Below are 22515 nucleotides of genomic sequence, written 5' to 3' on the forward strand. Positions count from 1 at the left end.
ATTAGCTAGTATACTCTTTCTTGCAAAATTTATTAATAGAGTCAATGATATTGCCCCAATATAAGTCTGGGCCAAAATCTTTGATGTTTTGTTTTATTTTGTTATAATCTTCCGAATTATCAAGCAATGACAATATTGCGGAAGCATATGCTTGCAGAGCATTTGCGGGAACAACTTTTCCCAAATGATTGTCTTTTACCAATTGGCTTATCGGGTCCCCATCGGTTGTTATAATTGGAAGTCCAGCCCAAATATAATCAAGCGCTCTCGTTCTCCATGCATATCTTGTTTCAATATTATTTTGATGCGATACGATGCCTATATCAGACTCCAGCAGCCAATTTGCTCTTTCGGAATATGGCGTCAATTCGTTAATAAAAAATATTTGTTTATTGAACAATCCAAGCTCTTTTGCCAATTGGATGGCTTTTAGTGCTGATCTTGAAGGGCCTTTAAACACTAATTTGATATCGGATCTAGTTTTCGAAATGATCTTTAAAGCTTTGATCGGAGTTAAAGGATCCAGCCATTCCCATATTCCGCCCCACCAGAGAACAACTTTGTCGCTTTCACTTATTCCGGGAATAATGCCTTTTATTGCTTTTTTTGTTTGATTGGGAGCATCTTTGGGAATACCAATGGGAACGATGCCAACTTTATCGTCCAAGTTCGCGTCGGCAATTCCTGCCATAAGCATCATGCCGATATACATGTCTTTTTGTTTTTCGTTGGCGCAAATAAAGTACTCTCCTGCGAGGAGAAGGTCTTTTATCCCTCTCATACTTTGTTTGTGGTCGATCTTTTTTCCTGAGGCAATATCTTCGATAAACCATGGGCCATAAAGATCGATAATTAGAGGTGTTTTGATCTTAGATAAACCTATTGCGCGCAAAATCCTGCCGTGGGTGATGATAAAGTCATATTGATTTAGCGCTTCAATAAACTCAGGATTGGGAATGGATGCTTTCAGAATAAAATTAATATACTTGAAAGCTGCAATCTTTAAAACTTTGACAGCGGAAGGAGGCGTGAAATCTTTTTCAACATATTCTCCCGACAACGTCACATCGTGGAATTTTGATAATGCTTTTGAAAGTTCATAATATCGAAGGATCGGCCCCGACATGTTATTGCTCAAAGGGAAGTCCACTAATAATAATATTTTACTCATTTTAATAATTCTTTCGCTGCGGCAACAAGTTCTTCTGGTTTAATTACCTCTAGGCAATAGTTTTTTGTGCATTCCCTGTGCGAACATTTCAGCTTACAATCGTTTTTGCTTCTTATAATTATATTCCGATCCATCCAAGGGGACCATCTTATCGGCTTCACGTCGTTTGCGGTATAAATAGCGGCAACAGGAACTTTTAGAGCCGCCGCCGCGTGCATTGGCCCCGAATCAACACCAATAAAAACGTCCATCTTGCTTATTGCAGAGAATAATTCTTGGATCGACAGGTTTGCCACAAGATCAATATGGGGATCCTTTGTGTAATTCTTAATTGTTGTTAGCATCTCCTTTTCTCTTTCTCCGCCGAATAAGAATACTTTGCAGGATAATTTTTCTTGTAATAGGTCGGATATCTTGGCATAAGTTTCGGGAAGCAAGGCTCGATTGCCGCCGCCAGTACCTATGTGAATGCCTATAAACTTTTCATCTATGTCTTTTGGCGGCAATAAGCTTGATATTTTGCTGTCAGCCGATTTGTCGAGATCGATCCTAAGCGGGAAATCGCATTCTGTTATCCCAAGCGAACCTAATAATCTTGAATAAAGTTCGATATGGTGTTTCGTATCATTCCCGGAATTAATATATACGCCATAATTATATATCCATCCGTACAGAAGCCTGTTTTTGTCGCCTATCCTATGAGGGATCCCGGCGAGAAGCATCAATAATGCGTATTCCGGCCTTGGATTGTCCTCGAAATTTATTGCAAGATCAAATGCCTCTTTCTTGACTTCGTTAAGCATAGGAATAAAATCTTGCTTTAACATGAACCCGTCAAAATCGCTGTTATTCTTGATTATTTCCTCCATTGGATGCTGTAAAAGGATATAGACCTTCGTCTTTGGGAATTTTGATTTTATGGCGGAAGCGATAGGGGTTAAAAGGATCGTATCGCCCATCATTTCAGGGCGAATAAGAAGTATTTTTTTAGGATAGGCTTTTATAAGCTTCATATACCTTGTCTGCAACTATCTTCCAGTCAAAAATCTTGCCGCGAGATAGGCCGTTTGTTGTAAGAGAACGCGCTAGTCCCGGATCTTGCCTGATGCTTGTGATCTTTAATGCAAGATCGTTTGGATCTTTCTCTTTGAAGACAAGCCCTGCATTGCCTATTACTTTTGGGATCTCGCCTGACGATGAGCCGATCACGGGAACTCCGCAAAGCATGGCTTCAACCAATACTCTTCCAAATTGCTCTTTCCAATTTTTTGTAGTTCTTGATGGCAATACAAAAACATCCAATGCGGAATAGTATTCGTTGATCTCGTTTGGCGTTACGGCATCGATAAAAGTTGCGTTTTGAGCTATGCTCTTGAAATATTCTCGGTCGGGGCCGTTGCCGATGAACATAAGTTTATAATGGAAAGCAAGTTTTTTGCATGCTGCGATAAGGTCTTCAATTCCTTTTTCTTTGATCATTCTGCCAAAATATCCGATAGTGAATTCTTTTAGCCCAAGTTTATCCTTTATACGAGCAGGGTCTTGCGGTGAGAATAATTTTGTTTCTATCCCGGGATATACCACATGGATAGGTTTTTTGTATCCCCAATGGAGAAGCACATCTTTCATTTCTTCCGCACATGCAATGGCTGCCGACGATCTTTTAAAAGTCCAATTTTGCGTCCGAATCCAGCTTTTTTGGTATTCTTCAACTTGGTTTTGGAATGTTTGGAAAATTAATTTTGCCTTGGGGCATATAATGCTTGACCATAAGTCCATATAGGCCGCTATATTGTGCCATGGCTCTTCGAACATATGGATTATGTCGGGTTTGACCTTGAACAGATAGTAGGGCAGAAGGGGATAGAATCCGATCAAGATATCTTTGGGATAAAAAAGATATCCCACTATGATCTTGTATTTCGCATTTTTTGGGATGAAAGCCTCGACATATCGGCTGCCTTCGACATTTCCTTTCGGCATGAGGAGGGTTATTTCCAGGTCGTTATGCTCGGCAAGTTCCGCGATATATTTTTGATAAGTTTCAACGACCGCGGCATGCCAGATAAATAGTACTTTTGTTTCCCTCACTTTAACATATCCGATATGTCATGAGATATTTTTATAACCGATCCCACAACCCCCATGCGCTTTTGCCCCGTATTCGCCATATATTCCTGCCGCTGTTTGTCGTTTAGTATTTCCCAAACCTCTTCAGCGACTTTTACAGGCTCCCTTTTTGTTAAAGCTAGCGCCTCGCCTAGCAATTGTTTTTGTGCTCGGGCAAATTTCTTGTTGTATTGTGATCCACGACCGACAAATGCCACGACTGGTTTTCCGATCCCTGCCGCTTGTTCGTTCCCCGTCCCTGATAGCCCAATAACTACATCGGAGCTATAAATTACGTCTTCAAAAGGCTTTATGTCAAAACCTGCGACTAAATCCCGATGTGGGAATCGGGACAAGCGTCGCGGTTTCGAGCTTGTTAAAGCCAGCAGAAAGTTGAGCTTATTGTCGATTTTTTTTAATTCAATCAAGATTTTTTCAAAATCTTCAATATTCCTGTCAATATCGGCTTCCCTTGTACCTGGGAGGAATCCAATTACCCTCTCTCTTCTCTCCCCCTTAGCAAGGGGGAGATGTCCCGAAGGGGCAGTGGGGGTAAGCCCATCCATAAGAGGATTTCCCGCATAAATAGCGTTTATTCCATATTTCTTTAGGCTTTCGGCTGTTATTTCATCTCGAGCGTAAACTTTTTTCGCATATTTCTTCAAAATATATTTTTCGAAAAAAGTGTAATTGAATCCCAGAGAGTGATAGTATTCGGATTTGTTGACGCCGACAAAGATAAATGGAGTTCTCGTAAGAAGCGCTCCGACAATTGGGACAAAATCCCCGATCGACACAACAAGGTCGAATTCTCCTCTTAGAGAGATAAGTTTCTTTATTTGCGAATGGAATAAAGTGAAAAGCCCATTAATTAGATCTTTTGGCAGGGCGAAGAAATTCCTTAAAGAAAACCCTCCACCAGGAAGAGCTCGCCTTGGTTCGAGAATTTTCACATTTAGATCTTTGAATTCTAACCCTTCACCTACAAGAGGGTAAACTGAAATATCAAATCCCTGGGGCAGGTTTTTTATTATCCTTGCCGCAGTTTGGTCTTCACCGTGTCCGTTAGTGAGAAATAGAATTTTTTTCATCTTTAAATTGGAGGTCGTAGAGCTTTTTGTAAAGCCCGCCACCTGCTATCAATTCGGAGTGTGTCCCCGATTCAATTATCCTTCCCGAATCCAGAACGATGATCTTGTCGGCATGCTGGACAGTGGACAGCCTATGGGCTATGACAAAAGTCGTGCGGTTTTTCATGAGCTTGTCTATGGCGTCCTGGACAAGCTTTTCAGATTCCGTGTCAAGGGAGGAGGTTGCTTCGTCGAATATAAGTATCCTCGGATCCCTCAAAAGTGCTCGCGCTATTGCGATCCTTTGCTTTTCTCCGCCGGATAGCCTAACTCCTCTTTCTCCGACCAATGTCTCATATTTTTCCTGAAGGGCGCTTATAAAGTCGTGTGCATTGGCCATTTTAGCCGCTTGTTCTATTTCTCTGTCCGTCGCGTCGATCTTTGCATAGAGAATATTGTCCTTTATCGACCCAGAAAATAATATCGTTTCCTGCGGCACAAGGCCCATAAACCTGCGTATATCGAAAATTTTCAGGTCTCGGACATCGTTGCCGTCGATCAATATTTGGCCGGAAATTACATCGTAAAATCTCGGGAGAAGGTTTACCATTGTCGATTTCCCGGATCCGGACCTTCCCACGAGGGCTATTATTTCTCCGGCGTTCATCTTGAAGCTGATATCTTTTAAAACGGGAACTTTGTCGTCATATGAAAAATAAACATTTTTAAATTCGACATTTCCGTCGATGTTTTCGAGATGTTTTGCGTCGGCTTTTTCCACTACTGTCGGCTTGATGTCGATAACCTCAAAAACCCTTTCGGCCGATGCCATTGCCGATTGAATGGATGTTGAAATAGACCCAAGGCGGGAAACTGGATCAGCTAGAAGTGCGATCCCCGTGAAAAAAGCTATTAAGTTCGCGCTTGAAAGTCGTCCTGCGACAACCTCAAGTCCCCCGTACCAGATCAATGTTAGTATCACGAACATTTGGATAAAGGACAGGAGAGGCGTTTGGGTCGCGTATATTTGCGCCTGTTTCATCAGTATCCAGAAATTATTTTCGTTCTCGAGCCTGAATTTTTCGACCTCATGTTTTTCCATCGCGAAAGATTTTACAACTCTAATTCCTGAAACTTTTTCCTGAAGTATAGATGAGACATCGGCCACTTTGCTTTGCGCGCTATGGGAAACTTTGTGCATTTGGTTGCCAAAATGGGTTATGAATAATCCCAAGATCGGGATCACGGTAATTGTAATAAGAGTTAAATGCCAATTTAGGTAGCACAAATATGCCAATACGCCAAAAAGCGTCAAGATATTCGGGGTCATTTCGGTTATAGTGTTAACGATGACTGATTGTATGTTTTGGATGTCGGACAATAGCCTGGACAATAGATCTCCAGTCCGCCATTTAGCGAAAAAATCAAAGGACATATCCTGCATATGGCGATAAACCTGAAGCCTCAAGTCCGTTACGACCCTGTATCCCACAAAATTCATAAGGTATCCTTGCCCGTATGCCGCAAGACCCCTAAAAAAATATACTACAAGGGCCGAAAGCGCTATGATATTTAAAAGGCCAAAATCCTTATTCCCGATCGCTTCGGATATTTTGCCCACCAGGGGAATTATCGAAATGTTCGCCATCGCGAATATTGCCATGCATAGAATAGCCGTGGCTACTTCTTTGTTATAAGTTTTAATATATGAAAGCAGTCTTTTAAAGGTTTTCATTTAATATTGTTTGTACGATCTTCTCGGATGAATTCGACGGCTTCAACAGATCTTTAAGATTACGCGAAGTAGTATCCAAACAATCTTTATCGTTAAGCATTTCTAATATCTTGTCCGCCGTATTTTCTGGGTCGATCTTGCCCCTGATCTCGGGGACAAGCTCGTCATCGGCTAAAATGTTAGGAAGTGCGAAATATTTTGTCCGTGAATTGGCGATTTTAACTAATATTTTCTTTATAGCATACCCTAAAATAGGGATCGATGTTATGTAATGGGCGAGCCCTTCAAGTGGAATATCTTCGGGTTTATCAAGCGGGAAGATGACAAGCATTGGCAATCCAAGGGCCGCAATTTGCGCAGTGTTCGTTCCCGGGATCGTTACCACTAGCTCTGCGGCTGTAATTGAATCAAATGGCGTGAAAACATCGAAAATCGCGTGTTCTTTGAATGATTCGATATCTTTCATTGAAGTGAATGGCGAAACGATAAGCATAAGCAATATATCCGGATCTGTTTTTTTGAGGATCTGTCCGATCTTTGCGTATAATGGCAATAAATGTTTTATTTCCCAAAGTCGGCTCCCAGGCATCATGGCAATAACTTTTCTGGAGCTTTCTATCTTCCATTTTTCTTTGGAAGCTTCTTTTGAAAGAGTCGGCATTGGTTCCGCCATTAGGTCTGATACTTCGATAAGTTTTTGTTCGGGGATCTTGTTCTTGAATAATTTGCGATAGGGGACGAAGAACTTTTCAAAAGCCATTGTCCAAGAAACGGTTTTGTTAGCCAGATACGCGTAGGCTTTGTATCCAAGCTTTTTGGAAATAAGAGTTGCGTGAAGCAAATCTCCGCCCAAAAATAAAACTATGCCCTTATACTTTAAAGAAAGATTATTAGGCAATTGTCCGCCGATCAGCCATTTTTTGTATTGATCGGCCGTAACTATCGCATCGGCTAAAACATAGTTCTTCACATATTCAATCTCGTTGCCCGATGAATATTGGCATGGGGTCAAGAACACTATAATGCGGGCATTATGCGCTTTCTCTTTGAATTTTTGGGCAATTGGCCTTACTAATGCGGAGAGTTCGCCCGGGCTATTTGCGACAAGAATGATATCAATATCTGTCATGTTTATACTCTATATTATACCAAAAAATAGGGGGCTTTAGTAGCTTAATTCGGATACGATAGCTTGAGCTTTGCAAGGGACATTTTTTGGTTTTAATGTTGAATGTTTGACAGCAACGTCTGGGTCTTTAAGCCCATGGCCTGTTAGGATGCAAACTATTACCGATCCATCGGGGATCTTTTTTTCATTTCGATATTTCAGGAGACCCGCGACTGATGCTGCCGATGCCGGTTCGCAAAAAACCCCTTCGGTTGAAGCAATTAAATTGTAGGCTTTGAGTATTTCTTCATCTGTTACCGATGATATTGATCCATTCGATTCCTCGGCGGCGGCGACTGCGCCTTTCCAAGAAGCCGGGTTCCCGATCCGAATTGCAGTAGCTATCGTTTCAGGCTTTTCGATCGGGTGTCCTAAAACGATAGGGGCGGCGCCGGCAGCTTGGAATCCCATCATTTTTGGCAATTTGCTTATTTGCTTTGCGGTATAATATTCTTTATAACCCTTCCAATACGCAGTAATATTCCCCGCATTGCCGACAGGGATAAATTGATAATCCGGAACGGCTTCCAATTGGTCGCAAAGCTCAAACGCTCCGGTTTTTTGGCCTTCTATTCTATAAGGATTGATCGAGTTTACAATCTCTATCGGGTATTTTTCGCCGAGTTCTTTGACCAAATTCAAGGCCTGGTCAAAATTGCCGTCTACTTCAAATATTTTTGCTCCATACATCATAGCTTGAGCTAGTTTTCCAAGAGCGATCTTGCCTTTTGGTATAATTACTACGCAATCAAGCCCGGCTTTAGCGGAATATGCTGCGGCGGATGCCGAAGTATTTCCTGTTGACGCGCAAATGACAGCTTTTCTCTTTTTTTCAAGTGCTTTTGAGATCGCCAGGCACATTCCCCTGTCCTTAAACGATCCCGTAGGGTTTGCGCCCTCGTATTTCAAATAAACTTGGCATCTAGTAGTTTCCGACAGGTTTTTTGCAAAAATTAACGGGGTATTCCCTTCGTAAAATGTAACAATAGGAGTGTCATCCGTAACCGGAAGATATTTTCTATAAGTTTCGACGACGCCTTGGTATCGCATTGTTTCAATTATATAGGGTCAAGGGGCAAGGGGCAAGAGTTTATTGTTCGCCTCGCAATTTCCATGTTATAATCTTTAACAAATGTCCTGGAAAATTAGATATTCAAATCACTTGAGGGAAAGGATAAAGATCAGGGAACTGCCTTACGATTTGGCGAAAGATATTCTGATTTATGCCATTGAACGATATTATGATACAATTACTCATTATTTGATCGCCCTGGGATCAGGAAAATATAAAGGGAAAAAGCGCAATTTTGCGGTAGTTTATAAAGAAGATTTTGAAAATAAGGTCCTCGATGTGGTTACGATCCATCCTTTAAAGCATGGGCAAAAAGAAAATCGGGTTATTAGCAGGAGGTGGGTTAGGAAATGAAAAAACCAAACGTTTATTTTGACAGCGATAGCGATGTCCTCTATATTGTCACCAAAAAAGGCGCAGAAGAAGAGTTTGTCGAAGTTGCCAAGGGTGTAAATGTCGAATTGGATAAAAATAAAAAAGTGATAGGGATCGAAATTCTTGATGCCTCAAGATCTTTAAGCCAATTTATTAAAAAAGCCCATCTAAAAAGAGCATAATGAAATATTCATCACAGCGCGGCACTCGCGACATTTTGCCTGAAGATATGCCCGTTTGGCACGCAATAGAAAATACATGCAAAACTCTCTTTGAATTATACAATTATCACGAGATAAGAACCCCAATTTTTGAAGCGACAGAGTTATTTACGCGCTCAATTGGACAGGAAACCGATATAGTTTCAAAAGAAATGTACACTTTTACCGATAAGGGGGAAAGAAGTTTAACATTAAGACCTGAAGCGACGGCTCCTGTTGTCCGAGCGGCGGTACAAAACAACCTAATTTCGGCAAATAGAATAACCAAACTCTATTATGTCGGCCCGATGTTTAGATACGAGAGGCCGCAAGCAGGGCGTTATCGCCAATTTTACCAAGCTGGTGTTGAGGCATTTGGCCCCAAAGATCCCGCGTTAGATGCCGAAATTATCATCCTTGCGCATGAGATCCTTTCGCACCTTGGCATACAAGACCTCGAAGTTGATCTTAATTCTGTCGGCTGTGAAAAATGCAGACCGGCATATCTTGAAAATGTTAAGAGCCATTTTTCAACCCATCTGGAAGAGATGTGCGAAGATTGCAAGAACAGGGCGGAACATAATCCATTGAGGATTTTTGATTGCAAAAACCCGCAATGCAAAGAATATATAGAAAAAGCTCCGGCAGTATTTGATAGCCTATGTTCCGAATGCAAAGACCATCTTGAAAAAGTTATTTCAAATTTGGACCTATCTAATATCAAGTATAAAATAAACAAAAGATTGGTCCGCGGGCTTGATTATTATACCGGAACTACATTTGAGATAATCTCAAAACAGCTTGGCGCCCAAAATGCCATCTGCGGCGGGGGACGATATGATGATCTAGTTTCAGAACTAGGCGGATCTTCGGTCCCGGCTGTTGGTTTTGCTTTTGGCATCGATAGGCTTGCAGAGATACTAAAAAACGCATCTCTCATCACGCATCACCTGCCTGCCGGCAGGCACGGCGCATCTCGAAAACTAATTTATATTGCAGCGCTTGGAGATGATGCTCAAAAAGCCGCAATGGATCTGTTGCAGAAGATCCGTAAAATGGGAAGGATTGCCGAAATTGATTATTTTTCGCGCAATTTGAAGTCTCAATTGAAAGAAGCCGACAGGTTAAAGGCAAAATACGTGATAATAATTGGGGATGACGAATTAAAATCTGGGAATTTGATCCTGCGAAACATGGAAAAGGCGACCCAGGAATCAATACCCATACCTAAAATGTTGGAAAGGATAAATCTGCTATGAAGCGAACAAATAATAACGGAGAACTAAGATCATCGCATATAGATTCCGAGGTTTATCTTTTGGGTTGGGTCCACAGAAGGCGCGACCATGGCGGACTGATTTTTATCGACCTTCGCGACAGGACGGGGCTAGTCCAAGTTGTTTTTTACGCCAAAGATAAAAAACTAATAGCGGAAGCATCGAAGCTTCGTTCAGAATTTGTTGTGCAAATTAGCGGAAAAGTCGCAGCTCGTGCTCCGGAAGCTGTCAATAAGAATATATTGACCGGCGAGATAGAGGTTATCGCAAGCCATCTTGAAATATTAAACATGTCAAAAACTCCACCTTTTGAAATTGCCGATGCGACAACCGAGCCCGATGAAATGGTCAGATTGAAATATAGATATCTTGACCTTAGAAAAGACAAAATGCGAGAGAATTTGATCTTCCGCCACAGGATAATAAAATCAATGGCGGATTATCTCGATAACCAAGGATTTTTAGAGATCGAAACCCCATACTTAACGAAATCAACGCCGGAAGGCGCAAGGGATTTCTTGGTGCCAAGCAGATTGAATCCGGGAAAGTTTTTTGCGCTCCCTCAATCGCCCCAGTTATTCAAGCAATTGCTTATGGTGTCCGGCATGGAAAAATACTTTCAAGTTGTCAGGTGCTTTAGGGACGAAGATCTTCGAGCCGACCGCCAGCCCGAATTTACACAATTAGACATCGAAATGTCGTTTGTTACCCGCGAGGATGTCATCAACGTTATTGAAGCGATGATGAAGCATACGTTTGAAAAAATCGGAAGAAAGATCGAGCTTCCGTTCCCTCGATTGACTTGGGATGACGCGATGAATAAATACGGATCGGATAAGCCCGATACCCGCTGTGGAATGGAGCTCGTCGATATCTCCGACCTTGTCGTTGACACTGGATTTTTAATATTCGCCAAAACCGTTGAAAAGGGCGGGGTTGTTAAGTGTATCAATGTTAAAGGCGGAGAAAAGCTTTTATCAAGGACCGATCTTGAAAAGCTCGAAGCCCATGCAAAAGAATATGGTGCAAAGGGTTTGGCTTGGATGAACCTGACATCAGATGGAGTTAAATCCCCCATAGCCAAATTCTTTAAGTCGGAAGAATTAGAATTGATATTTACAAGGGCAAAAGCTGAAACAGGCGATGTTCTTCTATTCGCGGCGGATATATTTGAGATAGCGTGTTCTGTTCTTGGCGCTGTTAGATTAGAACTCGCTCGAAAACTGGATCTTCTAGATAATACAAAATTTAATTTCTTATGGGTCATCGATTTCCCGTTGTTTGAACACTCGGATGTCGAAAAACGATGGGTTTCGCGCCATCATCCTTTCACGCTACCTCAAGGGACCCTTGATGATATTGAAGAAAGGTTTGCAAAAGATCCATCAAAGATGAGGGCGCAGGCTTATGATTTCGTATTGAACGGAATTGAGCTTGGCGGCGGGTCTATTCGTATCCATAGGACAGATATCCAGCAGAAAATACTCAAGATCTTGGGATTTTCCGAAGAAGAAGCCCGCAGAAGATTTGGATTTCTTCTGGAAGCGCTGGAATTTGGCGCTCCTCCACACGGCGGCATTGCTTTAGGTTTAGATCGAATGGTCATGATGCTGGCGGGTATGGATTCGATAAGGGATGTAATTGCTTTCCCAAAAACACAATCGGCAAGCGATCCTATGAGCGGCGCACCGGATATTGTTGATCCGATGCAGTTAAAAGACGCCCATATCAGATTGATATAAACTCTAAATACTAATATCGAAATACTAAACAATATTCAATTCAAAAATTCAAATCTTCAAAACAGTTTTGGTCATTAGATAGTATGATTTGGGGTTTGTTTAGGATTTCGGATTTAGATATTAGGATTTATTTTTAAGTAATATGCGTCTTTCGATTTTTTAAGCTTTCCAATCTTCCACGCATAGTTTAGCGGCATTGTGCTTTCCTTGAAATCGGGCATTTTGTTTAAAATGTCAGCCCAAGCATTTCTTGACAATTTGTGCTCGAATATCTTGTCTATTGGCTCTGTTGTAATTACCATGTCTCGGCCGTCGCTTGTAATTATCCGAAAAGAAGCAAAAATCGGCGATGAGTTCTGAGCCCCCTTTTTATCGAATGCCGCCGCATAAAAAATGATTTCCGGATAAAGAGTTTTGATAGGGATGCTTACAACATATTTTCCGTTAATGGTACTGGCTTTTATCGATCTCCAAACTTTTGCCGTCCATCGGTCGACACTCGAAACCGAATAAAATAATTTAACCGATGTTATCTCATCCGACCCATCCGCTGATAATTTAAATATGACGTTGTTCCCGGACCTGAAAACATTCTCGATCGAAATCGTCGGGAACCCTTTCCCCCCTTTTAATTTGTGATCGACCCACTTAAATATCGTATTTTTCATGTTTGGAAGGATATTATGTTTAATGTTCGCAAATAAAGACAAAGTACATTCGACTTCGATCGACTGGTAGGATCTGATAAAATTTGGCAAATAAAAACAATGGTCGTTGGTACCTGTAATATAGTAAAGGGGTGCGTGCTGGGTTTTTAAATATTGCCTAGCGTCAAAGCTGCTGTTGTAAATTTTTAATTCTGTCGAGGTTAATCTTTTATCGAACCATTCCTGCCAAGTTGACCCTTCATCCAAGAATCCCGACCCGAACACCGGGACAGCCGCCGCCAAACGGTCATCCGTCCCATTGGATAAAAGAGTGATCACTCCGCCCCAAGATACGCCTACCATTGCAATTCTCTTATTCACAAAGGATTGTTGTTCCAAGAAAGTTATGCCGCATCTCGCGGCGCGCACCGCATGATACAGGTAATTATATGAAAGGTCGGGTTCTACCCTGAATAATATCGGGACGTCCATGTCGGGACCCGTTGACCTTGATGCTTTTCTTCTAAATCCATGGCCCGGAAGGTCGATCGAAAGTGCCGCGTATCCTCTTTTTGCCAAACTAACAGCGTATGAAGCATCCGCTCCGCCTGCGCCTCCGTGGACCAATACAACTCCTGGCATACCCCAAGGCCGAAGTTTTTTTGGATAACAGAAATAACCAAATATTGTTACCGGCTTGCCTTCAAAAGAACTGCTGACGTAGGTTATTTCATTTATTGATATCCCGTTTTTAACTTTACTGAAAAGTATCTTTGAATTGATATTTTGGGGCAGGTTCCACAAGCTTTTGTCATAGGCAAAGCTTCCCATGCCGGTTATCAATACAAATATCGCGGCGAACAATATCTTTTTCATTGGTTTTATTCTAGCACGGCATAATCATAAATTGACCAGTGTATTTATTATTGTTAGAATGGATGTTATATGACAGTAACAATCGTTGTCGGGTCGCAATGGGGAGACGAAGGGAAAGGGAAGATAACAGACCTATTATCCCATGATATGGATATGGTCGTCCGCTACCAAGGCGGGAACAACGCAGGCCACACGGTTGTGATCGGCGAAGCGGTTTTCAAGCTCCACTTGATCCCATCGGGCATCTTCTATAATAATGTACTCTGTGTAATAGGAAATGGCGTTGTGGTCGATCCAGCTGTCCTTCTTGAAGAAATCGATTTCCTTAAAGGAAAAGGATATTCTTGCGAGAATCTTAGGATCTCGTCGCAAGCCCACGTTATTCTTCCATATCACAAAGATATGGATATCGCACAAGAAAAGAAGCATGAAGCGGGGAGAATTGGAACTACTTGCCGCGGTATTGGACCTTGTTATGTGGACAAATTCAACAGGCGCGGGATCAGGATCACAGATCTTTACAACCATAAAGTCCTCAAAGAAAAACTCGAGTGGAACTTATCCGAAAAAGGCTTCTTGCTCAATAATTTCTACAACATGAAAGTTAAGTATAACTTAGAGGATATTCTAAACGAATATTTGGGATACGCTCATGCTATTAAACAATATGTCACGGATGATTCAACTTTCTTGGTCAATGATGCGGTTGCAAAGAGAAAGAATATTCTTCTCGAAGGCGCGCAGGGGACAATGCTCGATGTAGACCATGGAACATATCCATATGTAACATCATCTAGCCCGACATCAGGTGGCGCGTGTACAGGGTCAGGGGTAGCGCCAACCGCGATAAATGAAGTTCTCGGGATAGTCAAAGCTTATGTGACACGTGTTGGCGGCGGGCCGTTCCCGACCGAGATTGAGGGTGGGGACGGTGAAAAACTTCGCGAGATCGGCCATGAGTATGGCGCCACAACCGGTCGTCCAAGACGATGCGGTTGGTTTGATGGTGTTGTTCTCCGCCATGCGGCACGAATAAACGGATTAACACAGCTTGCTATCACAAAACTCGATGTCTTGGATCGTTTTGACATGATCAAGATATGCAATTCGTATGAAGTTGACGGTAAAGTTACAAAAAACTTCCCAACAGACATTTTTGCGCTGGAGAGAAGCAAACCTATATATGAAGAAGTCCCCGGATGGAAGCATGAGATAACAAAAGTGACGGATTATAGCCAACTGCCTATCCATGCAAAGAAATATTTAGATCGTTTGGCCGAAATATCCGGCGCCAGGATCTCACTTGTAAGTGTTGGGCCCGAACGAAGCCAGATAATTAAAATTTAGTTATCTAAAATAGCCTCTCTTTAACTGAAATTTCAATCAATTCCTTCGGATATAAAATGAGAATAGTTATAAATTTGATGTTGCATATCTGCTGATAGCCAAAACCACAGGCTTGGACTCGAGGATTTCAGTTGATGGTCCCGAACCCGAATCTGGCCAGGCGATGGTCTATTTAAAACCTGCATCACTGAAGATTTAATATAGTTTTTAATATATAATATTCCAATATGAAAGTGATCATTTTACTCTCCGGCGGCCTTGATTCGACAACTACATTATATTATGCCATTCGCCACGGCTATGAATGCTTCGCGTTAATATTTGATTACGGCCAGCGGCACGCTCGAGAACTGCGAAGCGCGGTTGCGGTTGCCAAAAGAGCGAATGTCAAATGTCAAATGACAAATGTCAAATTACCCTGGAAGGGATCAGCACTTCTTGATAAAAACATTAAGATCCGAGAGACAAAGAACCATAGCGACATAGGGACAGATATTCCCTCGACTTACGTTCCCGCTCGAAACACAATATTTTTAAGTTTTGCCTTATCTTATGCTGAAGCGATAGGCGCGAAGAAAATATTTATCGGCGCAAATGCGGTTGATTATTCCGGTTATCCCGATTGCAGGCCTGAATTCATCGATGCGTTTAATGCTCTTATCAAAAAAGGGGCTCGCGACAACAAGATCAAGATCGAAGCGCCGCTTATTAGATTAACTAAGCCACAAATAATAAAATTGGCATTAAAGCTTAAAGCGCCGATCGATCTTACATGGTCCTGCTATAAAGGCGGAAAGAAACCGTGCGGCGTTTGCGACAGCTGTGTTATCCGCCAAAAAGCTTTTGATGAGCCTAGATCGCGTTGACAATCGACGGGTTATAGGGTAACATGCACATAAACATGCACATATAAGGGGGGGGTAAGTATATGTTGTCAAAACGGATACAGGTGCTTTTAGACGAAAAAGAATACAAACGCCTGAAAAAAGCGGGAGACAAGTCTCATAAATCTGTAGGGGAAATATTTCGTGAGGCCGTAAAATTATACGGGGAAAGGTTATTGAGCCAATCTGGCAGGGTGAAAATAGTTGAACAAATGGCGAAGCTTAAAGCTCCGGTGAAAGATTGGGCAAAGATGGAAAAGGAGATTTTTAAAGCGCGCGCCTCATGAAATACTTTTTTATAGATACGAACATAATAATTTACGCGCAAGGGGCGCAGCATAAATATAAAAGCCCATGCCAGACGATCATGCGGCTAATAGCTTTAAATGAGATATTTGGTGCAACAAATACGGAAGTGCTGCAGGAGGTTTTATATCGCTACTCTGCTATCGGGAAAAAACAGCTTGGCATTCAAATGGTCGAAAATACGCTTAATATCATGCATGAGGTCATTTCGATAGAACGGGCGGATATTATTTTAGCAATGGAACTCCTAAAAAAGCATTGTGAAATAAATGTCAGAGATGCAATACATGCCGCATCCGCAATAAGAGGGAATTTTAAATATATTTTAAGCGTAGATAAGCATTTTGACCGCATTAAAAATCTGCAAAGAGTCGATCCTTTTAATTTGTAGCAAAGGCGGAAAGAAACCGTGCGGCGTCTGCGACAGCCGTGTTATACGAAAGAAAGCTTTTGATGAATTGGGACTAGCCGAGTAAAGTTTCAAAAAAATTATTCCCTCCAACCTGAAATTCCCCAAAATAGGCGGCGATAAGTATCAGGGTAAGATAACATGTCAATTTCAAGTATTTTTAGAAGTGATTATAAGAAATGCAGTTTTGGCCTTCCGTCGGGAAACAAGGTAAAAGTCTATGTTAAAAGAGAACTTTTATCTCCAAGCGGTGAAATTGCGGGTATCTTGCACCTTAACGGAACCAAAGTATATCTGCCAAAAGGCGAAATATTAACATTTGGCAATGCGGGGAAAGCCGAGATTAGAATCGCTGATCGGTCGCTTGTTGGCTCCGCTTTGCTTATTGATGCTTTAGGCGATAATTTGAAATTATCGTCCGTTTCAGGCAGGACTTTAAAGATAGCCGTAGCAGATATGTTAACAACTGACCTAATCCCCACATCCGAGGAACCAATAGACATTACTCGCGATGTTTCAATCGGTTTCAGGCTATCTGGCCTAAACAGTAATTTAGTGATGCGGCTTGAGATACCAACAAGCCCGGAAGTGGGGCTCCATGAAGCGATGGGCGTTTCTGCTGCAAGACCGAAGATAGATGAAGTCCCGCCAGAAAAAATTGGCGTTACCCCATCATCAAAAGCAATAGATTGTATTGGCTTGCGGCTAACGAAAATTATCAAGATATTTGGCGATCCTTTATCTTTTTCTTTTTCGCTACCCGATCCACCAAGACGAGTAAGGGTTAATAAATCTACGGGTGAAATTTATCTTGCTTATGGCGACAGGATCGTTAAATTAAATAGAAATGGCCAGGAAAACCTGTCATTTGGGAATAAAGGGAACGGCATCTTTTGAAAGTAGTCGGGCGGGGAGGGGAGAAGGAATTTTTCTTTCGGCGCGCCCGCGGAATGGATTTAGATGAAAAAGGCGATTTATATATTTCCGACGAAGAAGACGGAAAGCCGTGTTTAATGGTTTTGGATAGCAATTATAATTATCTTAAAAAGATCAGTTTTGATGATGGGGAAATTAAACCAAATAGTTGGATATTGGTGCGGCAAGGGAATATTTATGTGGCCAGTATGCAATTCGGCGCACTAATCGAAAACCCACCTTATCCTTATAGTGCTGCTAACATAGAGCTATATTCGCTTGCAGAGAAGAAAAGTGCAATGTTTTGTTTGAAAGTAATAGTTTATCCTATCCCTCCGCATTCAAATGCATTTACTAAAGAAAACATTGCAAATGCTATCGACTTTAGCACGGATAAAGCAGGGAATATTATAATTATGAGCCCCTGGAAAATATTAATCTTGAATAAAGGACTAACCTGTATTCAGGAGATTTATGGTGATGATATTTCTAAAGAAAATGATTTTTTAATTTATGATATACCTGGCACTGGCTATACCAACCAAAACCTTTTGGGTCGCTTCCAAAGTGTTGCCATTGATAGGGATGACTGTATTTTGGTTTGTGGCGGCAGATTACTATTTGTTCTTGATGCAAAAGGAGCGCTGGCAGTTGCCAAGCCTGTTCGCGAGACTCTTGCCGAAATACATAGAGCTCCTTCTTTCTTTGGTTGGTTTTTCCGTGATAATGATTATATGGCAATGTCCGAAATATTGGGAGGAGGCATTGCTCTTCTTTCTGGTGTGTTCGGTGGATTATCATTTATCGGAGCCATAGTTTGCGGCTTATCGTTTGGGGCTATATGCGCATTTATTCTTAGAGTGAAAAATTGGTTTAAGCCAAAAGGTAAAGATTTTGAAAATATGCAAAAAAGAAAACAAGTTAAATCCCTACCCATTATCCCCGGCACCGAAATTGTAAAACGAAAATAACCATTTGCGTAGTTCGCGCACCAAAAAGCTTTTGATGAGCTTGGGCTAAAAGAGTATAATACAAAGATATGACCGCACTTTTTGTCGTTTGTTTCTTTACCGCGATAATCCATTTGGCCGAAACATCTTCTTCCTGCCTTAGGTTGGCGGGAGTTAGGACCGGCAGGATAGCGACCGCGCTATCGTTTGTTAACGCGACGCTTCTTGTCTCACGGCTTTCAAATATGTTCCAAGCCCCGTTCCTTGGGGGAATGGTAGATACGGCGATACTTCGCGGGAACCCCGAGACGCTTATTTATAATTTCAGGATGATAATATTTGCCGCGTTCATAGGCAATCTCCTTGGCGCAATAATGTCCCCATTCTTTATTTCATTGTATACACGAGCTATTTATAGGTTTGATAAAACAGGATCAGTCCCACGCCTTATCGTGCTATCTTTTCATCCAAAAAACATGCTCGGGTTCATAAAAATATTTAAACTTCCCAAAAAGTCTTCATTTCAAAATATTTCCCTAAAAAATATTCCCAAGACTTTTCTTGTATTGAACGTTCTAATGGTCTCGATCTACGCGATCGGCGTTTTGTCCTCGATGCTTGCGGGGGCGATGGTTCCCGAATACCGCGTCACAGCAACACAGCTTTCCGCGATAGTTAACGGCATGGCTACAATACTATTGACTCTTATGGTCGACCCGACCGCTGCGCTTATAACCGACCAAGCTGTAAGGGGAAAAAGGCCGGAGTCCGACGTACGATCAATGGTTTTTTATATTATCGGCGGAAGGATCCTTGGGACATTGCTTATCTCCCAGCTTCTTCTTCTTCCGGCGGCTAATTATATCGAATCCGTGACCCATATGGTCCGCGCAATGTTCGGGCATTAATATGCAAGGTTCAGTCGTCGCCCTCGGAACTTTTGACGGAGTGCATCTTGGCCACCAGCGAATAATTAAAGACGCGTTGAACTATTCTAAAAGAAAAGGCCTTCGATGTGTTGTTACGACTTTTGATCCCCATCCACAGCAATTCATAGCGCCGGAGCGCGGTTTGAAATTATTGACAACGTTGGAGGAAAGAAGATATCTCTTTAAAAGTTTTGGCATACCGAATATCTCCGTTCTTAAATTCAATGAAAAACTTTACAAATTAAATTATAAGGATTTTGCCGAGAAATATCTTGTTGAAAAATTAAATGCGGCAATTATTTTTGTCGGTTATGATCATGCATTCGGCCATGGAAGGCGGGGCGGCATAAAAGAACTAAGAGCGCTTGGGAGGGAATACGGGTTCCAAGTCAAAATGGTCAAGCCTTTCAAAAGCCATGGCCATATCGTCAAATCAAGCATCATTAGAAAATTTATCGCGGAAGGTAAATTCAACAAGGCTATCCATTTTTTGGGCCACTCATATCCATTAACAGGGAAAGTCGTAAGAGGCGAAGGCATAGGCGCAGGATTAGGATATCCAACCGCGAATTTAAAAATCGGTTTTCATAAGCTCATCCCAGCTCCCGGAGTATATATAGGAAGGGTTCACGGGAAAAGGGCTTTAATCAGCATTGGAACACGCCCGACTTTTGGCGGCGGCCACGTTGTAGTCGAGGTGCATATCCCGCAATTCCATAAAAATTTATACGGCCTGCCGCTTCGGGTAGAGATAAAAAGGCAATTGCGGCGTCAAATAAAATTCACAAATGCAATCCATCTCAAAAAGCAAATAGCTAAAGATGTTGCCAAGTGTTTGAGGTCTGTGATATAATAAATACAATGTTGAGATTTGGAAGTTTGAAATTGGGAGTTGGAAGTTAAAAAATGGCATTAGAAAAAAGTTTAAAGAGCAATATAATCGAAATGAACAAGCTTCACGATACCGATTCCGGTTCGACTGAAGTACAGGTTGCGCTTCTGACGCAGAGGATCAACCAATTGGTCGAGCACTTGAAAAAGCAGAAAAAGGACCATTCAAGCAGGCGCGGCTTATTGATCTTGGTCGGACAAAGGAAAAGGCTAATGACTTATCTTGAAAGGACAGATATCAAGCGTTACGAAAGCCTCGCCCAAAAAATCAAATCAAAATGACAATCGAAAAAGTCGAACTCGGCGTTTTGCCTTCACAAACATTATCCATTGAAACCGGAAAAATAGCTTTGGAAGCTGGCGGGTCCGTCGTCGTGCGCCTTGGCGACACGATAGTATTGGCCACAGCCACCGCATCCGCGGCTCCTCGTGAAGGAATAGACTTTTTCCCCCTGCTTGTCGATTTCGAGGAAAAACTTTATGCGGCGGGCCGCATCCCCGGCGGATTTTTCAAGAGAGAGGGAAGGCCATCTGAAAAATCAATATTAAATTCGAGAAAAGTCGACCGTCCAATACGTCCGCTTTTTCCTGACGGATATAAAAATGATGTCCAGATTGTCGTGACCCCGTTATCTGTCGACCAAGAAAATCCTCCTGATATCATAGGCATAATTGGCGCTTCAGCGGCCCTAACTTTATCAAGCATCCCGTTTGAGGGCCCGATAGGCGCCGCAAGGATTGGGCGCATAAATTCACAACTGGTCATTAATCCTACTTTAAGCCAAATGAGGGAATCGGATATAGATATTGTTATTGCCGGTACAAAAGACAAAGTGCTTATGATCGAAGCCCAAGCAAACGAAGCAACTGAAGCAGATGTATTTTCTGCAATAAAGGCCGGCCATGTATTTGTAAAACAAGTGATCGAGCTTCAAGAAAAACTCGTTAAAAAAGCGGGCAAACCAAAGATTGCAGTCGAGCCGCATAAGGTCAATCAACATATCGAGCAATTCATAGCTAAGTCTTTTAAAAAGAAGATCGAAGAGGCATTAAAAATATCAGATAAAAACACCCAAATAGGCGAGATAAAAAAGATCGAAGATGAGATCAAAGCCGGTCTTGAAAAAGACAGCGGTCTTAAAGAAGTATATTTAGCTAATCCAAAAGACATCAAAAAGGTCATAGAAGAGATCGAATATGACTTTATAAGGGATATGATCCTAAATCAAGGCAAGCGTGTTGACGGCCGCGGACTTAAGGATATCAGGAAATTAAGCTGTGAAGTAGGCGTTCTGCCTCGGGCGCATGGCTCATCGTTGTTCTCACGCGGCCAGACCCAGATATTAAACATAGTAACGCTTGGGTCCGCCGGTGAAGAGCAGATGCTTGAAGGGCTCGACCTTGAAGAGACAGGCAAGCGCTACATGCACCATTATAATTTCCCCGCGTTCTCTGTCGGAGAAGTAAGGCCGCTTAGGGGCCCTGGAAGGCGGGAGATCGGCCACGGGGCATTAGCTGAAAAAGCTTTGCTCCCGGTGCTTCCTACTGAAAAAAAATTCCCTTATACGATAAGATTGGTTTCCGAAACTATGGGCTCTAACGGATCGACATCAATGGCCTCAACTTGCGCGTCCACTCTGGCGCTGATGGATGCTGGCGTTCAAATATCTTCTCCGGTCGCAGGAATTTCTATCGGACTTATTACAAGCGACCCCTCGACTTCGCTCGGGGCAAGTAAAAAATGGGTAACGATCACCGATATCCAAGGCCTTGAAGACCATTTGGGCGATATGGATTTTAAAGTTACAGGAACAAGAAAAGGCATCACCGCGATCCAGGTTGATATAAAGACCAAAGGTTTAAGCTTTGAAGTTGTTGAAAAAGCTTTAACAGAAGCCAGAGAAGCAAGATATGTAATACTTGATAAAATGGCTGAAGCGATAGCAAAGCCTCGTGCTGATCTTTCTCCTTATGCGCCAAGAATCATCTCGATAAAGATCAATCCCGAAAAGATCGGGATGGTGATAGGTCCCGGCGGGAAGAATATCAAAAAACTTATTGAAGAAACCGGCACCCAGATCGACATCGAAGATGACGGCACAGTCCTAATAACTACTTCCGACCCTGAAGCCGCAAAAGCGGCGAGATCTGCGATCGAAGCCATGACTTTTGAACCAAAGATCGGAGATGTATTCTCCGCAAAGATAGTCCGGATCATGCCTTTCGGCGCATTTGCCGAGATACCCGGCGGGAAAGACGGCCTGGTGCATATAAGCCAGTTATCCGACCGGCGCGTCGCCAAAGTTGAAGATGTAGTAAACCTTGGCGATGAAGTGATAGTCAAAGTCCAAGAGATAGATGATATGGGACGGATAAATTTGACCATGAAGGGCGTAACTGAAGCTGACAAGAATCGTTTGCACTCTTAATCTTTAAGGATTA

At 42.2% G+C, this 22515-nt stretch carries 22 protein-coding genes; 14 read left to right on the plus strand and 8 right to left on the minus strand.

Features of this window, described 5'->3' with window-relative positions:
• Window position 1: 1 nt before the first annotated feature.
• The 7 genes from HZC34_03545 to HZC34_03575 are packed head-to-tail and all read right to left on the minus strand — an operon-like array spanning window position 2 to window position 8303.
• Window positions 2-1171, minus strand: coding sequence for a glycosyltransferase family 4 protein (locus HZC34_03545; protein ID MBI5700907.1), 1170 nt, complete (start codon window positions 1169-1171; stop codon window positions 2-4).
• Window positions 1168-2184 carry a glycosyltransferase family 9 protein gene (locus HZC34_03550; GenBank protein MBI5700908.1) on the minus strand — a complete coding sequence of 339 codons (1017 nt, stop codon included), beginning with the start codon at window positions 2182-2184 and terminating at the stop codon, window positions 1168-1170. The genes HZC34_03545 and HZC34_03550 overlap by 4 nt, the downstream gene beginning before the upstream one ends.
• Window positions 2159-3262, minus strand: coding sequence for a glycosyltransferase family 4 protein (locus HZC34_03555; protein MBI5700909.1), 1104 nt, complete (start codon window positions 3260-3262; stop codon window positions 2159-2161). The genes HZC34_03550 and HZC34_03555 overlap by 26 nt, the downstream gene beginning before the upstream one ends.
• Window positions 3259-4371 (minus strand): hypothetical protein, encoded by a 1113-nt coding sequence (locus HZC34_03560; GenBank protein MBI5700910.1) that lies wholly within the window; start codon window positions 4369-4371, stop codon window positions 3259-3261. The genes HZC34_03555 and HZC34_03560 overlap by 4 nt, the downstream gene beginning before the upstream one ends.
• Complete coding sequence (locus tag HZC34_03565) at window positions 4346-6085, minus strand: ABC transporter ATP-binding protein (protein MBI5700911.1); 1740 nt, start codon at window positions 6083-6085, stop codon at window positions 4346-4348. Before HZC34_03565 ends, HZC34_03560 begins: the two co-directional genes overlap by 26 nt.
• Complete coding sequence (locus HZC34_03570; protein MBI5700912.1) at window positions 6072-7214, minus strand: hypothetical protein; 1143 nt, start codon at window positions 7212-7214, stop codon at window positions 6072-6074. The genes HZC34_03565 and HZC34_03570 overlap by 14 nt, the downstream gene beginning before the upstream one ends.
• A gap of 36 nt (window positions 7215-7250) precedes the next feature.
• Complete coding sequence (locus HZC34_03575; protein MBI5700913.1) at window positions 7251-8303, minus strand: threonine synthase; 1053 nt, start codon at window positions 8301-8303, stop codon at window positions 7251-7253.
• 82 nt (window positions 8304-8385) lie between these two features.
• Here HZC34_03575 and HZC34_03580 point away from each other — a divergent pair, with 82 nt between their 5' ends.
• The 4 genes from HZC34_03580 to aspS are packed head-to-tail and all read left to right on the plus strand — an operon-like array spanning window position 8386 to window position 11919.
• Window positions 8386-8679: a hypothetical protein gene (locus HZC34_03580; protein MBI5700914.1), complete on the plus strand. Its 294-nt coding sequence runs from the start codon at window positions 8386-8388 to the stop codon at window positions 8677-8679.
• Window positions 8676-8882: a DUF2283 domain-containing protein gene (locus HZC34_03585; protein MBI5700915.1), complete on the plus strand. Its 207-nt coding sequence runs from the start codon at window positions 8676-8678 to the stop codon at window positions 8880-8882. The genes HZC34_03580 and HZC34_03585 overlap by 4 nt, the downstream gene beginning before the upstream one ends.
• A complete protein-coding gene (locus tag HZC34_03590) occupies window positions 8882-10159 on the plus strand; it encodes a histidine--tRNA ligase (protein MBI5700916.1) in 1278 nt (425 codons plus the stop codon). The genes HZC34_03585 and HZC34_03590 overlap by 1 nt, the downstream gene beginning before the upstream one ends.
• A complete protein-coding gene (aspS, locus tag HZC34_03595; GenBank protein MBI5700917.1) occupies window positions 10156-11919 on the plus strand; it encodes an aspartate--tRNA ligase in 1764 nt (587 codons plus the stop codon). The genes HZC34_03590 and aspS overlap by 4 nt, the downstream gene beginning before the upstream one ends.
• 113 nt (window positions 11920-12032) lie before the next feature.
• Here aspS and HZC34_03600 read toward each other — a convergent pair whose 3' ends face one another.
• Entirely contained in the window at window positions 12033-13442 is a 1410-nt protein-coding gene (locus HZC34_03600; protein MBI5700918.1) for an alpha/beta fold hydrolase, read from the minus strand.
• Window positions 13443-13511: 69 nt separating this feature from the next.
• On the opposite strand from HZC34_03600, the gene HZC34_03605 reads away from it, so the two are divergent.
• The 10 genes from HZC34_03605 (at window position 13512) to HZC34_03650 (ending at window position 22502) form a co-directional block, all read left to right on the plus strand.
• Window positions 13512-14789 carry an adenylosuccinate synthase gene (locus HZC34_03605; GenBank protein MBI5700919.1) on the plus strand — a complete coding sequence of 426 codons (1278 nt, stop codon included), beginning with the start codon at window positions 13512-13514 and terminating at the stop codon, window positions 14787-14789.
• A gap of 227 nt (window positions 14790-15016) precedes the next feature.
• Window positions 15017-15655: a 7-cyano-7-deazaguanine synthase QueC gene (gene queC, locus HZC34_03610; GenBank protein MBI5700920.1), complete on the plus strand. Its 639-nt coding sequence runs from the start codon at window positions 15017-15019 to the stop codon at window positions 15653-15655.
• Window positions 15656-15717: 62 nt separating this feature from the next.
• Window positions 15718-15960, plus strand: a complete 243-nt coding sequence (locus HZC34_03615; protein ID MBI5700921.1) for a ribbon-helix-helix protein, CopG family — start codon at window positions 15718-15720, stop codon at window positions 15958-15960.
• On the plus strand, window positions 15957-16370 hold the full coding sequence (locus HZC34_03620; GenBank protein MBI5700922.1) for a type II toxin-antitoxin system VapC family toxin: 414 nt from the start codon (window positions 15957-15959) through the stop codon (window positions 16368-16370). The genes HZC34_03615 and HZC34_03620 overlap by 4 nt, the downstream gene beginning before the upstream one ends.
• Window positions 16371-16529: 159 nt before the next feature.
• Window positions 16530-17285, plus strand: a complete 756-nt coding sequence (locus HZC34_03625) for a hypothetical protein (protein ID MBI5700923.1) — start codon at window positions 16530-16532, stop codon at window positions 17283-17285.
• A complete protein-coding gene (locus HZC34_03630; GenBank protein ID MBI5700924.1) occupies window positions 17282-18274 on the plus strand; it encodes a hypothetical protein in 993 nt (330 codons plus the stop codon). Before HZC34_03625 ends, HZC34_03630 begins: the two co-directional genes overlap by 4 nt.
• 68 nt (window positions 18275-18342) lie before the next feature.
• Entirely contained in the window at window positions 18343-19161 is an 819-nt protein-coding gene (locus HZC34_03635) for a lipid II flippase Amj family protein (protein ID MBI5700925.1), read from the plus strand.
• A 1-nt stretch (window position 19162) separates the two neighbouring features.
• The gene (gene ribF / locus HZC34_03640) at window positions 19163-20035 is read left to right on the plus strand and encodes a riboflavin biosynthesis protein RibF (GenBank protein ID MBI5700926.1); all 873 of its coding nucleotides are present in this window, start codon (window positions 19163-19165) and stop codon (window positions 20033-20035) included.
• Between the two features lie 53 nt (window positions 20036-20088).
• Window positions 20089-20355 carry a 30S ribosomal protein S15 gene (rpsO, locus tag HZC34_03645; GenBank protein MBI5700927.1) on the plus strand — a complete coding sequence of 89 codons (267 nt, stop codon included), beginning with the start codon at window positions 20089-20091 and terminating at the stop codon, window positions 20353-20355.
• A complete protein-coding gene (locus HZC34_03650) occupies window positions 20352-22502 on the plus strand; it encodes a polyribonucleotide nucleotidyltransferase (protein MBI5700928.1) in 2151 nt (716 codons plus the stop codon). Before rpsO ends, HZC34_03650 begins: the two co-directional genes overlap by 4 nt.
• Window positions 22503-22515 lie beyond the last annotated feature (13 nt).

Source organism: Candidatus Saganbacteria bacterium, from assembly GCA_016223245.1.
Lineage (GTDB): Bacteria > Margulisbacteria > WOR-1 > XYC2-FULL-46-14 > XYC2-FULL-37-10 > JACRPL01.

Excerpts from the sequence above, each read along its gene's own strand:
- HZC34_03545 (MBI5700907.1), bottom strand. The coding sequence starts at position 1,171 with ATGAGTAAAATATTATTATTAGTGGACTTCCCTTTGAGCAATAACATG.
- HZC34_03550 (MBI5700908.1), bottom strand. The coding sequence starts at position 2,184 with ATGAAGCTTATAAAAGCCTATCCTAAAAAAATACTTCTTATTCGCCCT.
- HZC34_03560 (MBI5700910.1), bottom strand. The coding sequence starts at position 4,371 with ATGAAAAAAATTCTATTTCTCACTAACGGACACGGTGAAGACCAAACT.
- HZC34_03565 (MBI5700911.1), bottom strand. The coding sequence starts at position 6,085 with ATGAAAACCTTTAAAAGACTGCTTTCATATATTAAAACTTATAACAAA.
- HZC34_03570 (MBI5700912.1), bottom strand. The coding sequence starts at position 7,214 with ATGACAGATATTGATATCATTCTTGTCGCAAATAGCCCGGGCGAACTC.
- HZC34_03575 (MBI5700913.1), bottom strand. The coding sequence starts at position 8,303 with ATGCGATACCAAGGCGTCGTCGAAACTTATAGAAAATATCTTCCGGTT.
- HZC34_03580 (MBI5700914.1), top strand. The coding sequence starts at position 8,386 with ATGTCCTGGAAAATTAGATATTCAAATCACTTGAGGGAAAGGATAAAG.
- HZC34_03585 (MBI5700915.1), top strand. The coding sequence starts at position 8,676 with ATGAAAAAACCAAACGTTTATTTTGACAGCGATAGCGATGTCCTCTAT.
- HZC34_03590 (MBI5700916.1), top strand. The coding sequence starts at position 8,882 with ATGAAATATTCATCACAGCGCGGCACTCGCGACATTTTGCCTGAAGAT.
- aspS (MBI5700917.1), top strand. The coding sequence starts at position 10,156 with ATGAAGCGAACAAATAATAACGGAGAACTAAGATCATCGCATATAGAT.
- HZC34_03600 (MBI5700918.1), bottom strand. The coding sequence starts at position 13,442 with ATGAAAAAGATATTGTTCGCCGCGATATTTGTATTGATAACCGGCATG.
- HZC34_03605 (MBI5700919.1), top strand. The coding sequence starts at position 13,512 with ATGACAGTAACAATCGTTGTCGGGTCGCAATGGGGAGACGAAGGGAAA.
- queC (MBI5700920.1), top strand. The coding sequence starts at position 15,017 with ATGAAAGTGATCATTTTACTCTCCGGCGGCCTTGATTCGACAACTACA.
- HZC34_03615 (MBI5700921.1), top strand. The coding sequence starts at position 15,718 with ATGTTGTCAAAACGGATACAGGTGCTTTTAGACGAAAAAGAATACAAA.
- HZC34_03620 (MBI5700922.1), top strand. The coding sequence starts at position 15,957 with ATGAAATACTTTTTTATAGATACGAACATAATAATTTACGCGCAAGGG.
- HZC34_03625 (MBI5700923.1), top strand. The coding sequence starts at position 16,530 with ATGTCAATTTCAAGTATTTTTAGAAGTGATTATAAGAAATGCAGTTTT.
- HZC34_03635 (MBI5700925.1), top strand. The coding sequence starts at position 18,343 with ATGACCGCACTTTTTGTCGTTTGTTTCTTTACCGCGATAATCCATTTG.
- ribF (MBI5700926.1), top strand. The coding sequence starts at position 19,163 with ATGCAAGGTTCAGTCGTCGCCCTCGGAACTTTTGACGGAGTGCATCTT.
- rpsO (MBI5700927.1), top strand. The coding sequence starts at position 20,089 with ATGGCATTAGAAAAAAGTTTAAAGAGCAATATAATCGAAATGAACAAG.
- HZC34_03650 (MBI5700928.1), top strand. The coding sequence starts at position 20,352 with ATGACAATCGAAAAAGTCGAACTCGGCGTTTTGCCTTCACAAACATTA.